The sequence below is a fragment of the Martinezella sp. CNPSo 3964 genome, assembly GCF_057784375.1.
The window spans coordinates 217,070-230,631 of the sequence record NZ_JBXSOW010000010.1; the positions used below are offsets into that span (position 1 = coordinate 217,070).

14 protein-coding genes are annotated in these 13,562 nt (G+C 60.2%); 10 read left to right on the forward strand and 4 right to left on the reverse strand.

The window, feature by feature from the left end; all coding sequences use genetic code 11:
• Window positions 1-5 precede the first annotated feature (5 nt).
• Genes AC13Q5_RS27220 through atzF form a run of 8 tightly spaced genes read left to right on the forward strand, consistent with a single transcriptional unit; the run spans window position 6 to window position 8,224 of the window.
• Window positions 6-1,154, forward strand: a complete 1,149-nt coding sequence (locus tag AC13Q5_RS27220; RefSeq protein WP_075854490.1) for an ABC transporter permease — start codon at window positions 6-8, stop codon at window positions 1,152-1,154.
• Window positions 1,154-2,080 carry an ABC transporter permease gene (locus AC13Q5_RS27225; RefSeq protein WP_488503813.1) on the forward strand — a complete coding sequence of 309 codons (927 nt, stop codon included), beginning with the start codon at window positions 1,154-1,156 and terminating at the stop codon, window positions 2,078-2,080. Before AC13Q5_RS27220 ends, AC13Q5_RS27225 begins: the two co-directional genes overlap by 1 nt.
• Window positions 2,081-2,090: 10 nt before the next feature.
• Complete coding sequence (gene biuH / locus AC13Q5_RS27230; RefSeq protein ID WP_075854492.1) at window positions 2,091-2,807, forward strand: biuret amidohydrolase; 717 nt, start codon at window positions 2,091-2,093, stop codon at window positions 2,805-2,807.
• The gene (gene atzD / locus AC13Q5_RS27235; RefSeq protein WP_488503814.1) at window positions 2,807-3,862 is read left to right on the forward strand and encodes a cyanuric acid amidohydrolase; all 1,056 of its coding nucleotides are present in this window, start codon (window positions 2,807-2,809) and stop codon (window positions 3,860-3,862) included. Before biuH ends, atzD begins: the two co-directional genes overlap by 1 nt.
• 1 nt (window position 3,863) lies before the next feature.
• Window positions 3,864-5,414, forward strand: a complete 1,551-nt coding sequence (locus tag AC13Q5_RS27240; RefSeq protein ID WP_488503815.1) for an ABC transporter ATP-binding protein — start codon at window positions 3,864-3,866, stop codon at window positions 5,412-5,414.
• Entirely contained in the window at window positions 5,414-6,079 is a 666-nt protein-coding gene (locus AC13Q5_RS27245; RefSeq protein ID WP_488503816.1) for a cysteine hydrolase family protein, read from the forward strand. The genes AC13Q5_RS27240 and AC13Q5_RS27245 overlap by 1 nt, the downstream gene beginning before the upstream one ends.
• Window positions 6,072-6,425 (forward strand): cupin domain-containing protein, encoded by a 354-nt coding sequence (locus tag AC13Q5_RS27250; RefSeq protein WP_075854496.1) that lies wholly within the window; start codon window positions 6,072-6,074, stop codon window positions 6,423-6,425. Before AC13Q5_RS27245 ends, AC13Q5_RS27250 begins: the two co-directional genes overlap by 8 nt.
• The gene (gene atzF, locus AC13Q5_RS27255) at window positions 6,422-8,224 is read left to right on the forward strand and encodes an allophanate hydrolase (RefSeq protein ID WP_488503817.1); all 1,803 of its coding nucleotides are present in this window, start codon (window positions 6,422-6,424) and stop codon (window positions 8,222-8,224) included. Before AC13Q5_RS27250 ends, atzF begins: the two co-directional genes overlap by 4 nt.
• A gap of 363 nt (window positions 8,225-8,587) precedes the next feature.
• On the opposite strand, the gene AC13Q5_RS27260 is transcribed toward atzF, so the two are convergent.
• The 4 genes from AC13Q5_RS27260 to AC13Q5_RS27275 form a co-directional block, all read right to left on the reverse strand.
• Window positions 8,588-9,379, reverse strand: coding sequence for an amino acid ABC transporter ATP-binding protein (locus AC13Q5_RS27260; RefSeq protein ID WP_488503818.1), 792 nt, complete (start codon window positions 9,377-9,379; stop codon window positions 8,588-8,590).
• Entirely contained in the window at window positions 9,376-10,044 is a 669-nt protein-coding gene (locus AC13Q5_RS27265) for an amino acid ABC transporter permease (RefSeq protein WP_488503819.1), read from the reverse strand. Before AC13Q5_RS27265 ends, AC13Q5_RS27260 begins: the two co-directional genes overlap by 4 nt.
• On the reverse strand, window positions 10,041-10,682 hold the full coding sequence (locus tag AC13Q5_RS27270; protein ID WP_457879220.1) for an amino acid ABC transporter permease: 642 nt from the start codon (window positions 10,680-10,682) through the stop codon (window positions 10,041-10,043). The genes AC13Q5_RS27265 and AC13Q5_RS27270 overlap by 4 nt, the downstream gene beginning before the upstream one ends.
• A 96-nt stretch (window positions 10,683-10,778) precedes the next feature.
• Complete coding sequence (locus AC13Q5_RS27275) at window positions 10,779-11,606, reverse strand: transporter substrate-binding domain-containing protein (protein ID WP_075854501.1); 828 nt, start codon at window positions 11,604-11,606, stop codon at window positions 10,779-10,781.
• 229 nt (window positions 11,607-11,835) lie between these two features.
• Here AC13Q5_RS27275 and hutC point away from each other — a divergent pair, with 229 nt between their 5' ends.
• A complete protein-coding gene (gene hutC / locus AC13Q5_RS27280; RefSeq protein WP_075854755.1) occupies window positions 11,836-12,579 on the forward strand; it encodes a histidine utilization transcriptional repressor HutC in 744 nt (247 codons plus the stop codon).
• Window positions 12,576-13,517, forward strand: a complete 942-nt coding sequence (locus AC13Q5_RS27285; protein ID WP_075854502.1) for a LysR family transcriptional regulator — start codon at window positions 12,576-12,578, stop codon at window positions 13,515-13,517. The genes hutC and AC13Q5_RS27285 overlap by 4 nt, the downstream gene beginning before the upstream one ends.
• Window positions 13,518-13,562 lie beyond the last annotated feature (45 nt).

Here is a 13,562-nt window from a genome sequence, read left to right on the forward strand (position 1 = left end):
GCATCATGACGGTCAAGGCCGATGATCCGGCAATCTCTCTTTCCACCGCGAGGCGGACATCGTTGCGCCCTATCCTTGAATGGCTGGCGCGGCGGGCCGAACCTGTCGCCATTACCCTTGGCGGCATTCTCGCTGGCCTGGCGCTTTTCTCCCTCTTCCTTCTCGCGCTCGGCAAGTCGCCGGCGATACTCTACCAGCTGATGTACACTGGTGGCTTCGGCAGCTGGTTTTCCATCCAGAACAGCCTGAGCCGAGCCTCGCCGCTGCTTCTGACCGCACTCTGCGTCGCGTTGCCGGCCCGGCTCGGTCTGGTCATCATCGGCGGCGAAGGCGCCGTCGTTCTCGGCGGCGTCGCGGCGGCGGCGATCGCCCTGCCGATCGTCGGCACGGCACCGGTTCTCGTCGTTTTGATCCTGATGGCCGTTGCCGGCTTTGTCGTCGGCGGTCTCTGGATCAGTCTCGCGGGTCTGCTGCGTCACTATCGCGGCGTCAACGAGACCATTTCCTCGCTTTTGCTCGCCTATATCGCCATCGCCCTGATGAACCAGTTCGTCGAAGGACCGCTGCGCGATCCCGCCAGCCTGAACAAGCCTTCGACCAAGCCGCTTCCCGCAGACTATATGCTCGGCAACATTCCCGGCATGGACGTACATTGGGGATTGGTGATCGGAATTGTCGCCTGCATCCTCTCATGGATGTTGATCGAGATGACGAGCTTCGGCTTTGCGGCCCGCATCGCCGGCGGCAATGTACGCGCCGCCCAGATCCAGGGCCTGCCCGTCGGCAAGCTGATCGGCGGACTGACGGCGATCGCCGGCGGGTTCGCGGGCCTCGCCGGCATGGTCGAGGTCGCCGCCGTCCAGGGTAGTGCCAATGCCTCGCTTGCCGCCGGCTACGGCTATACCGGCATCCTCGTCGCATTCCTGGCGCGCCACAATCCGCTCGCGATCATTCCCGTCGCCTTCTTTCTAGGCGGCGTCGATGCCGCCGGCGGGCTGATCCAGCGGCGCATGGGCCTGCCCGATGCAACGGTCCTCGTTCTGCAGGGCACCCTCTTCATCGTCATCCTGTTTTGCGAGACCTTCTACGGCCGGTTCAGGATTTTCAATCCCGATCTCTGGAACACCAGGGGCTTCAAAATGGGAGGAGCGTGATGGAAGACGCAACCATCGGCATCTGGGGTGTCCCGCTTGCGATCCTGGCCGGCGCCATACGGGTTTCGACGCCTTTCATTTTCGTCAGCCTCGGCGAGACCATCACCGAGCGCTCCGGCCGCATCAACCTCGGCCTCGAAGGCACGCTGGTGTTCGGCGCCATGACCGCTTACGCCATCGATGTCATGACCAGTTCGCCCTGGCTCGGTGTTCTCGCGGCCATGGCAACGGGTGCCATCTTCGGCGCCGTGCACGGCTGGATCTGTAAATGGCCGAAGGTGAATGATATCGCGATCGGCATCGCCATGATGCAATTCGGGCTCGGCCTTGCCTTCTTCCTCGGCAAGCCCTTCATCCAGCCGGCTGCACCGCACCTCCCCTCCATCCCCTTCGGCTTCTGGTCGAGGCTTGCACCGATCCGGGCGGCGCTCGATGTCAATGCTCTTTTTCTGATTGGCATCGTGCTCGCGATCCTGCTCTGGTGGGCCTTCCGGAACACTAGGATCGGCCTCATCCTCCGCGTCGTCGGCGACAGCACCGACGCGGCCCGCGCCATGGGCATTCACCCCGATCGCGTCCGCCTGATCGCAACCGCCGCCGGTGGCTCGCTCGCGGCTGTCGGCGGCGCCTATCTGTCGCTCTACTATCCCGGCTCCTGGAACGAGCGCATCTCATCCGGTCAGGGCCTGATGGCGGTTGCTCTCGTTATCTTCGCGCGCTGGAACCCGATCGGCTGCTTCCTGGCAGCCCTGCTCTTCGGCGGCGCGGGCGCCCTTGGTCCCGCTCTGCAATCGGTCGGCGTCACCGAAGGTTACTACCTCTTTTATGCCGCGCCCTACGTGCTGACGCTCGTCATCCTTATCGCCACCTCATCACCGACCCGCTCGCTTGTGGGCGCTCCCGGCGCGCTTTCGTTGACCAAATAGGAGATCCGCCATGAACAGCCTTCCCAAAGCGGAACTGGCCGGCCAGACGCTGAGCCACATCGATGCCGATCCCTATCCCTGGCCCTATAACGGCGATCTTCGGCCGGACAACACCGCGCTCATCATCATCGACATGCAGACGGATTTCTGCGGCAAAGGCGGCTACGTGGACCACATGGGCTACGACCTGTCGCTGGTCCAGGCGCCGATCGAGCCGATCAAGTCCGTCCTGTCTGCCATGCGCGCAAAGGGCTATCACATCATCCACACGCGAGAGGGCCATCGGCCGGATCTCGCCGACCTGCCAGCCAACAAGCGATGGCGCTCGCAGCGTATCGGCGCTGGCATCGGCGACAGCGGTCCCTGCGGCCGTATTCTCGTGCGTGGAGAACCCGGGTGGGACATCATTCCCGAACTCTATCCGATCAAAGGCGAAGCAATCATCGACAAGCCGGGCAAAGGCTCCTTCTGCGCGACCGACCTTGAGCTGATCCTCAACCAGAAACGCATCGAAAACATCATCCTGACCGGGATTACGACCGACGTCTGCGTCTCCACCACCATGCGCGAGGCGAACGACCGCGGCTTCGAATGCCTGTTGCTCGAAGACTGCTGCGGCGCGACCGATTACGGCAACCACCTCGCCGCCATCAAGATGGTGAAAATGCAGGGCGGTGTTTTCGGCTCCGTCTCCAATTCCAAGGCGCTGATCGAGGCCCTACCCTGATGCCCTCGCTGCGCGCGCAAATCTTTCGCGTAGCCGCCAACGGACCGGATGACATCTCCGGCGTTGAGGCGCTTTTTGCCAGCGGCCTATCGCCAAAAGATGTGGTGGCCGTGCTTGGTAAGACGGAGGGCAACGGCTGCGTCAACGATTTCTCTCGCGGCTATGCAACCCGCAGCTTCGAGACACTCTTTCAAAAGCACGGCGTCGAGGGCGTCTCGCTTGTTATGTCGGGCGGGACGGAGGGCGCGCTGTCGCCGCACTGGACGGTGTTCGCACGAGCGGTAGTGCAAGCGCCTGCCGAGCGTGCGCTGGCGATCGGCGTTGCACGTACGCCTTCGCTGCCGGCAGAACATCTTGGGCGACGCGAACAGGTGCTACTCGTCGCTGAAAGCGTCCGCGAGGCAATGCGCGACGCAGGTATTGACGACCCCGGTGACGTGCATTTCGTCCAGATCAAATGCCCGCTTCTAACGCTCAATCGCATTGCCGGATTGGAAGCGGAAGGCAAGATCCTTGCTACCCGCGACACGCTAAGATCGATGGGCCTGTCACGCGGCGCTTCGGCACTCGGTGCAGCCGTCGCGCTTGGCGAGATCAGCGCAGAAACGATCAATGACACCGATATATGCAGCCGTTATGAACTTTTCTCGCGCTGCGCTTCCACTTCTGCCGGCGTCGAACTGACCGACCATGAAATCATCGTACTCGGCATGAGCGACAAATGGTCCGGACCGCTGGCGATCGACCACGCGGTGATGCGTGACGCTATTGATACGACCGCAATCCGCGAGGCGCGCGGGCGTCTGCCGGCAAACGGACACCTCGCCGCGGTCCTCGCCAAAGCCGAACCTGACCCCTCCGGCAAGGTGCGTGGCAAACGCCACACCATGCTGGACGATTCCGATATTTCTGGCACGCGCCATGCCCGCGCCTTCGTCGGCGGAGTGCTTGCCGGCATCTTCGGCGTCACTGATCTCTTCGTCTCCGGCGGCGCCGAACATCAGGGACCGCCTGGCGGCGGCCCCGTCGCCATTATTGTCGAAAAGGAGCATTGAAGTGAGCATAATCCGCGACACGCCCCTTCCGCAAACTGGCAAGGCCGTCGGCATCGACACGCTCGACATGACGATGCGCTTCGGCAGCTTCACCGCGCTCGACAATGTCTCGATCAGCATTCCGGCCGGCAGCTTCCACGCCCTACTTGGCGAGAATGGCGCCGGCAAATCGACGCTTGTCAAATGCATCATGGGCTTCTACCACGCGACCTCCGGTTCGCTCTCGGTCGATGGCCGAGAGGTGACGATCGCCTCGCCGAGAGATGCTGCGACCTACGGCCTCGGGATGGTCTACCAGCATTTCACGCTGGTGCCTTCGCTGACGGGCGCCGAAAATCTCGTCATCAGCCGCACGCAAGTGCCCGCTGTGATCAACTGGGCCAAAGAGCGCCGGGACCTCGCCGCGTTCATGGAGCACATGCCATTCAGGATCCCGCTTGAGCGGCCGGTCAGCGAGCTTGCCGCCGGCGAAAAGCAGAAGCTCGAGATCGTCAAGCAGCTCTATCTCGGCCGCTCCTTCCTCGTGCTCGACGAGCCGACTTCCGTGCTGACGCCTGCCGAGGCCGACGAGATGCTCGGCCTGGTGCGCGGCATGACCGAGCGAGGCGAACTGACGGTGCTGATGATCAGCCACAAGTTCCACGAGGTGACGAAATTCGCCGACGCCGTCTCGATCCTGCGGCGCGGCAAGCTGATCGGAACGGGCAAAGTGGCCGAACTCTCAACTTCAGACATGGCCGCGATGATGATCGGCGACGTCAAGCTCGCCGAACTCGACACGCGCGTTCCCGTCGCCGATCTCGCCAAGCCGGTCTTGGCGGTGAAAGACGTCAAGGCCCCCGATCGCTCAGGCCTCAAGACGATCGAGATCGACGATCTTATCGTTCGCTCCGGCGAGATCGTTGGCATCGCCGGCATATCGGGCAACGGGCAGAAGGAACTGACGGAAATTCTCGCCGGCCAGCGTGCGACACAGGCCGGACACGTTGTGGTCAATGGTCAGGTCTACGGCGCGACGCGATCGGAGACGCGCCGCAACAACGTCCGCTTCATCCCGGAAGAGCCGCTGCTGAATGCCTGCGCGCCGAAGATGACGGTCAGTGAAAACCTCGCCTTCCGTACCTTTGACCTCAAACCTGATGGCAAGAACGCAGTCTGGCTGAACTCGGCCAAGATGAAGAAGCGCGCCGCCGAACTGATCGCCGACTTCAAGGTGAAGACCGCCTCGTCCTCCTCGCCCATAGCGGCGCTCTCGGGAGGCAACGTCCAGCGCGCCGTGCTCGCCCGGGAGCTGACGGGCGACGTCAATCTACTGATCGTTTCCAATCCCTGCTTCGGCCTCGACTTTTCCGCCGTCGCCGAGATCCGCGCCCGCATCATGCGCGCCCGCAATGCCGGGGCCGCCGTACTGCTGCTCTCGGAGGATCTGGACGAGCTGCTGGAAATGTCCGACCGTATCATGGTCATTTCCGAGGGCAGGCTAGTCTACGAGACGCCGGCACTGTCGGCCGATATCGGCGTCATCGGCGCCCACATGGCGGGGCATCACTGATGGTCGATATCAAGGCACAGCCTTTTGCCTTTCCGGCGAAGCCAAATCAGATCGCCTTGATCGTCATCGACATGCAGCGCGACTTCGCCGAACCCGGCGGCTTCGGCGAAAGCCTCGGCAACGATGTCAGCCGTATCACGAAAATCGTGCCCGACGTAAAGCGGCTGATCGAAGGCTTCCGCAAGGCGGGCCTGCCGGTCATCCACACGATGGAATGCCACCGGCCCGACCTTTCCGACCTGCCACCCGCCAAGCGGGATCGCGGCAATCCCTCGCTCCGCATCGGCGATGAAGGCCCGATGGGTCGTATCCTGATTGCTGGCGAACCTGGCACGGCGATCCTGCCGGACCTGGCACCCATCAATGGCGAGATCGTCATCGAGAAGCCGGGCAAAGGAGCCTTCTACGCCACCGACCTCGGCGACATTCTCAAGCAGCGCTGCATTACGCAGCTTGTCTTTGCAGGCGTTACGACCGAAGTCTGCGTCCAGACGACCATGCGCGAGGCCAATGATCGCGGCTACGAATGCCTGCTCGCCGAGGAGGCGACCGAGAGCTACTTCCCCGAATTCAAGACGGCTGCCATCGCCATGATCCGCGCCCAGGGCGCAATCGTCGGCTGGACGGCGCATGTGGACGACATATTGGAGGCGATCCATGCCTGAAACGACCCGCGAACTCTTGACGTCAGGCGGCTGGAAGGACCTTGAATTCGGCCCCTTTCGAACGGACGTGACGATCCACTGGATCCGCCCCTTTGAAGGCGACCAGCCGGGCGTGGCGCTGCTGAAATACGAGGCGGGCGCGTCCGTGCCGCGCCATCGCCACGAAGGGCTCGAAACCATCCTGGTGCTTGAAGGCACCCAATCCGACGAGGCCGGCGATTACGGCAAGGGCAGCTATGTTGTGAATGCTGCCGGTACCGAACATTCGGTCTGGAGCGATACCGGCTGCGTCGTGCTGATCCAATGGGACCGACCCGTCAAAATACTCGAAGAGGAAACGGCATGAGAACGGGACCGGCTTTCGATATCGCCTCCCTGCATGCAGCCTACCAGAACGGATTGACGGCCGCCGGAATGATCGACGCTGTCTTTGCGCGCATCGCCGAGGTGAATGATCCCGGCATCTTCATCCATCTTGCCGACATCAGGGACCTGCTGGCTGAGGCCGAAGCGCTGGGTGCCTTCGACCCCGCGACAAAACCCCTCTGGGGCATTCCCTTTGCAGTGAAGGACAATATCGACGTGGCCGGCATGCCGACTACAGCCGCCTGCCCTGATTACAGCTATATGCCAAAAGCCGACGCGACCGTTGTGCGTCTGCTGAAGGAGGCCGGTGCGCTGGTCATCGGCAAGACCAATCTCGACCAGTTCGCGACCGGCCTTGTCGGCGTGCGCTCGCCCTACCCGATCCCGCGCAATGCGATCGATCCGGATCTCGTGCCTGGCGGCTCCTCCTCCGGCTCGGCGGTTGCGACTGCGCAGGGCATTGTCAGCTTCGCGCTTGGCACGGATACGGCTGGCTCCGGGCGCATCCCGGCCGGGCTCAACAATATCATCGGGCTAAAGCCGTCATTGGGTGCGATTTCGACGACGGGCGTCATTCCCGCCTGCCGCACGCTCGACTGCGTTTCGGTCTTCGCGCTGACGGTGGATGATGCCTGGAAGATCTTTTCCATCGCCTCTCAGCCGGACTCGAGCGATGAGTATTCGCGAACGATCCCAGCTGCTGGCTTCGGCACGACCGTACCGATGCTGACGATCGGCGTACCCGCCAAGGGCGATCTCCGCTTCTTCGGTGACGACGCTATGCAGGCGTCTTACGAGGCCGCACTTGCCATGCTTTCCGGCCTCGGTCACCGCCTGGTGGAAATACCCTTCGGCGACTTCTACAAGGTGGCGGATCTGCTCTACGAAGGCGCGTGGGTCGCTGAGCGCTACGCTGCCGTGAAAGAGTTTTTCGACAACAAGAAAGCCAGCTTCCATCCCGTCACGCGCAAGATCTATGGCGCTGCAAAGACGCTTTCGGCGGCCGATGCCTTCAACGGCTTCTATGCTCTGCAAGCGCTGAAGCGGAAGCTTACGCCTGTCATCGCCTCCGTCGATCTCCTCTGCGTGCCCACCGCGCCGCGCCACTACACCCGTGCCGAGCTGGAAGCCGAACCGATCCGCGAGAATTCGCGCCTCGGCACCTATACGAATTTCGTCAATCTGCTTGATCTCTGTGGGATTGCGGTTCCGACTGGTCTGCGCAAGGACGGCCGCCCCGCGAGCGTCACCCTGCTTTCTTCTTTCGGGAAAGATGGCGTTACCGCGTCTCTTGCTCGCGACATTCACGCAGAGAATGCCCTGACGCTGGGTGCTACCGGCTGGCCCCGCCCGCTCGTCAAAAAGACGGATCATGCGCAGAGGAGCGACTTGATCAGTGTCGTCGTCGTCGGAGCACATTTGACCAGGATGCCGTTGAACGGACAATTGCTCGACCTGAATGGCCGGCTACTGCGCGAAACGCAAACTTCAGATTGCTACCGGCTTTATGCGTTGCGGGGTCAGAACCCGCCAAAGCCAGGCCTTATTCGCGTTGCAGCGGGATTCGGAAGCCGGATTGAAGTCGAAGTCTGGCAATTGGCACCGGAAGCGTTCGGCCGGTTCGTCGCGGGGATACCGGCGCCGCTGAACATCGGCACAATCCTGCTGGCGGACGGCGCTTCGGCCAAAGGATTTCTCGTCGAATCCACAGCATTGTCCGACGCGATCGAGATCACGCACTATGGCGGATGGCGCAAATTTATAGCTGCAACGACATAATGCCAGCGACCATCAGAATGGCTCGGCACCCTTGGTGTTCATTTCGGTCGTAATTTCACCCTACTTTGCTTTTCGCTCCAGCCCGCCTGCGATATCTATATCGCAATTTCGTCAATGGGCTCCCAGTCATTGAAAGTGTCAGCCACAAATGCCAATTCGGCGTCAGAACGTTGTGAAACTGAACATCAACCCCACGAAAAGACGGTCCTAATCTCTCCTAACGAACTCGCGAATATGTTGGCTGCTCATCCCATATCCAGCTGCTTACAAACAAAGCTTTCAACATGGTCAGGGAGAGAAATATTCATCATGCCATATGGAAATCCATGATCTCCATGGAAAAATTTAACAGCACGGACATTGTTAAAGCAGCATCGAGGCGCCGCGATCGAGATAGGTATCGAGGAACTGCTCCAGGCGTGAATTTCTAGGTTTCTTGAAAACCTCCTGCGGCGCTCCAGTGAACAGTATCTTGCCGTGATCAAGAAAGATGATCTGCTGGCCGACGGTCGCGGCGAAACCTATTTCATGCGAGACGACAACCATGGTCATGCCCTCGGCCGCCAGGTCGCGCATGACGTTCAAGACTTCGCCAGTCAATTCCGGATCGAGCGAAGAGGTCGGCTCATCAAACAACATGATCTTCGGCTTCAATGCGAGGGCGCGGGCGATCGCCACGCGTTGCTGCTGTCCGCCGGAAAGCTGCGAGGGATAATGCCCTGCTCTTGCTTCGAGCCCGACCTTGACGAGTTGCACCATAGCCGCATCCTCGGCCTCTTTCCGGCTCATCTTGTGAACCATCTTTAAAGCCTCGCTGACATTGCCGAGCGCAGTCATATGCGGCCAAAGATTGAATTGCTGGAACACCATGCCGATCTGGGCGCGGATCGAGCGATTGGCAGCCGCCGAAATGCGTTCACGACGCCCTTGAGAATCCTCGGCAAAGCCAAGGATCTCACCATTGATGGAGATCGTCCCGCGCGTTGCCTCTTCAAGGAAAGCCATGCATCGCAAAAGCGTGCTTTTGCCGGAGCCGGATGGGCCGATGAGACAGGAGACCTGCCCCGGCTCGATGGCAAGATCGATGCCATGAAGGACCGTCGTCTCTCCGAACGTCTTGACGAGATTCCTGACTGCTATAGCGGGGACGCTCATGCGTTGAAAAACCTGAATCTGGAAAGTTTCGTTTCGGCAAGGTTGCCAAGCCAGCCGGTGACTTCGACGAGCACCCAGTAGAAGAGCGCCAGGGCCGAAAGCGCCTCGACGAAGGCATATTGCTGCGATCCGATCGCACTGAGCGTTGCCGTCAATTCCGGCACGGTGATGATGGAGAGGACCGCCGTCTCCTTCATCAGAATGACGACCATGTTCACGCAGGGCGGCAGCACCAGCATCGTCATCTCGGGCAGAAGAATGCGCCTGATGATCTGCACGCGCGTCAAGCCAACGCATTCGCCCGCCTCGATATGGCCCTTTGGCACGGCCTGAAATCCAGAGCGGAAGATTTCGCTGAAATAGGCGGCACCATAGATCGAAATGCCGATCAGTCCGGCAGGCAGGGGATCGAGCTCGAGGCCGATGAAAGGGCCACCATAGTAGACGAGGAAGATCTGGATGAGAAACGGCGTGCCGCGCAGTACCGCCACGATGGAACCCAGCACCTTGTCGACCACTATCCCGCCATATTGCCGGGCGACCGCCATCAGGAAGCCAATGACGGCCGCAGCGATCGTGCCGAGGATCCAAACCATGATCGTCACGCCAGCGCCGCTGAGGATGGCGGGCCACTGCCCGATCAGGACGTTGATATCGAAGGTCATCGCGGTACACCTGGCAATCTGCGTTCGATCAGGCCGCCGGCAAACGCCACCACCCAATTGATCACGAGATAGATGAGGCCGGCGGATGCGAAGATCTGCAGCGGCAGAAAGGTGCTGCCGGCAAGATCCTGGGCCATGCGGGTGAGTTCGACGATGCCGACGACGGAGACCAGCGACGATGCCTTCAAAATAAGGATCGCCTCGTTGACAAGAGCTGGAAAGGTTAGGCGCAACGCAATTGGAACCTTGATGCGACGGAAGATCTGGCGCGGCGTCAGGCCAACCATCTCGGCCGACTCCACCAGGCCGAGTGGCACGCTGGCAAAGCCGCCGCGCAGATTCTCTGCCTGGTAGGCGGCCGTGCAAAGCGACAGGCCGATGATCGCGGCAACGATGCTCGGCACGTTGATGCCGACAGCTGGAAGCAGATTGTAGATCAGCAGCAATTGCACCAGCAGCGGCACACCGCGAAAAAAGCTGATGAAAATCTGGGCAGGTCGCACGAAAAGGCTACGTCTCGTCAGCAACATTGCCGAAACAAGTATTGCGATTGCGAAACCGATAAAGATCGACACAAGGCTGATCGTGACCGTGTAGATAGATGCCTGCAGAAGCAACCCGAAGAGCTCGATGGACATTGTTGAGTTTTCGCCCGCGTGGTGACCAGGAAGCTACGATCTCGGTCTTCGGCCATGCCAGACAACCGTGTGGCACGGCCGATTTCCGAAGGCTGATCAGAATGCCGGGTCCTTGACGGCGTCAGGCGTGTCGAAGCTCGCGCCGAACCATTTCTTCTGCAGCGTGGCCATGCGCCCGTCAGCCTTGATCTTCAACATGGCGGCATCGATAGCATCCATCAATGGCGCGTGGTCGGCATCCTTCAAACCGATAAAGCCGAAATAGGACTTCTTGCCGAAGGGCGGCAGCACGACTTCGAACGTGCCTTCACGCTGTTTGGCGACAAACGCAATATTCGGCAGCGAGTTGGCAACCCCGGCGATGCGGCCGGCCGCAAGATCGGCGTAGGATTCCGTAAAGGCCGGATATTCGCGGATCTCGGCTTTGGTCGGCAGGGTGTCAGAAAACTCCTTGAGCTGATCGAGCTGCGCGGTCGCCTTGCCGACGCCGATCTTCTTGCCGGCAATGTCTTCCGGCTTGTTGATCGTCTTGTCTCCGGCCTTTTTCAGGATCGCGATGGTCGCTTCGGCCAAGGGCGGTGTAAAGCGGTAGCGCTCCATGCGCTTCTTGGTGATCGTCGCCGGTCCAGCAACGACGTCGAATTTGCCGGCTTCAAGTGCCGGGAAAACGCCGTCCCATGGCAACGTGACCCATTCGATCTTCACGCCCAACTCTTTGCCGATCTCATCGAAGAGATCAACGTTCAAGCCGACATGTTTGCCTGCGTCGATGAAATCGAACGGGGCGAAAGCCGTCTCGGTGCCGACCTTTAGCGTGCCGGCTGCCTTGACGGCGGCAAGCGTATCAGCCGCATGGGCCGAAATCGTTGCGCCAAACAAAAGTGCGGCACCTAACAGCCCCTTCAGAAGCGAATTCTTCCTCATGTTTTCTCTCCAGTTTTGTACCCTTCCTCTGGAAGGTTCAAGTTCCCCAGGCATTGTCCCGTCAGGCGAATTTCTATGACCCGCTTTTGTCTATACAAATAGATACGGGCTGGCCTACACTGTCAAACACAAAACACAACAGACGCAAGATTTATGCCGCATGATGCCGATGGATCTGGCAGACGCGGCTTCCACGGACACTGAATTCATTGCCGGAGCAAGGCGAGCGTTGGTTCCAATTCATCAGAGAATTCTCAAGGATATCGAAAGCAGGATCATGAGCGGCATCTGGCCGCCCGGTCACCGGATACCCGTCGAGCACGAGTTGCTGAAAGAGTATCAATGCTCCCGGATGACCGTCAACAAGGCGCTTTCAACCCTGGCTGAGCGTGGCATGATCATACGTCGCCGCAAGCTCGGTTCGTTCGTCGCGTCGCGACAAATCGACCGCACGGTCATGGACATCCAGGACATTTCCACGGAAGCGGAGTTGGCAGGGCATGAACACAGTCACACGATACTGATGCGGAAAGTCGAGAGGCTCGATTCTGCCACCGCTATGCGGCTTGGCGAAACCATAGGAGCGGAAATCCTTCGGCTCCACTGCCTGCATGCGGTCGATGGCAAGGCGAATGCGCTGGAGCGACGCATCATCATGCTGGACCTGGTGCCATCAGCAAGAACTGAGAGTTTCGCATCGGTACCCCCCGGCAAATGGTTGCTGGACATGGTACCCTGGTCAAAGGCCCGGCACGTCATTCGCGCCGTCTCGGCCGATGCCACGACGGCACGCCTGCTTGAAACCGAGCGCGGTGAAGCCTGCCTGACGCTCATCCGCCAGACATGGCAGAGCAGCCATACGGTCACCTATGTCGAGTTCATCCATCCCGGCGACCGGTTCCAGTTCGCCGGCGACTTTCATCCCAATGAAAGCCGCGCCATCGATCAACCGCCGCAAGGAAGCGCCTCTTGAACGAGAAACGGATCAACAGGGCAGTTCCACTCAAGGGCTTGCAGGCCTTCGAAGCTGTCGGCCGTTGTGGCAGCGTGAACGCGGCTGCGTTGGAGCTGAAGGTTTCGCCCGGAGCGATCAGTCAACAGATCCGGAAGATCGAAAGCTTTCTCGGTGTCACCTTGTTCGAGCGCAATGGTCGCACGGTGGAACTCACCCAATGGGGGCGGCTCTATCATCAGGAAATATCGAAAGGATTCGAGCAATTCGCAGCCGCGGAACAGATCCTGGAGCGGGCACGCAACGAGAATGCCCTGGTTCTCAGTGCCCTGTCCTCCGTTGTCAACAAATGGATCGGGCGCCGGATCTTCGACTGGCAGGCCCTTCATCCAAACGCGCATGTCAGGATTGTCGGTCGCGACAAGGAACCGCGTATGGGCTTCGACGACATCGATTTCCGCATCAGCTACGGATCGGATGTGCTGCAGCATGAACATTATACGGAGCTGTTCCGCGACTGGGTGGTTCCAGCCTGCTCGCCGGCATTGATCAAAGGCAAGGCGCCGTCCGCCGCGCAACTTCTTGAATATCCATTGCTGCACGTCGAATGGGAGCGGCACTTCTCGCCCTATCCGAGCTGGCTTGAGTTCGCCTCTAAAGCGGAGACGACCCTTAAGGAGACCACCGCCGGCCTTTCCTTTACCTTGTCGAGCAGCGCAATCGACGCCGCCGTCAACAAACGTGGCGTCGTTCTCGCGCAGATGTCGATGATTGCAGATGAGCTTGAGGCGCAAACGCTCGTCATTCCCTTGGACATACGTATTGCCTTGCGCGAAAGCTACTTTCTCGCCTGGGATCGGGCCGCTTTGGAAAAACCTCACGGGCGCCAATTTCGCGATTGGCTCGTCACCATTTCCCGCCAGCAGGGCCTGATGTCTGCGCCCGGATCAACATTTTAGAAAAACTAAAACGGAACCCAGTTACGTGATATTGATGAAATTTTG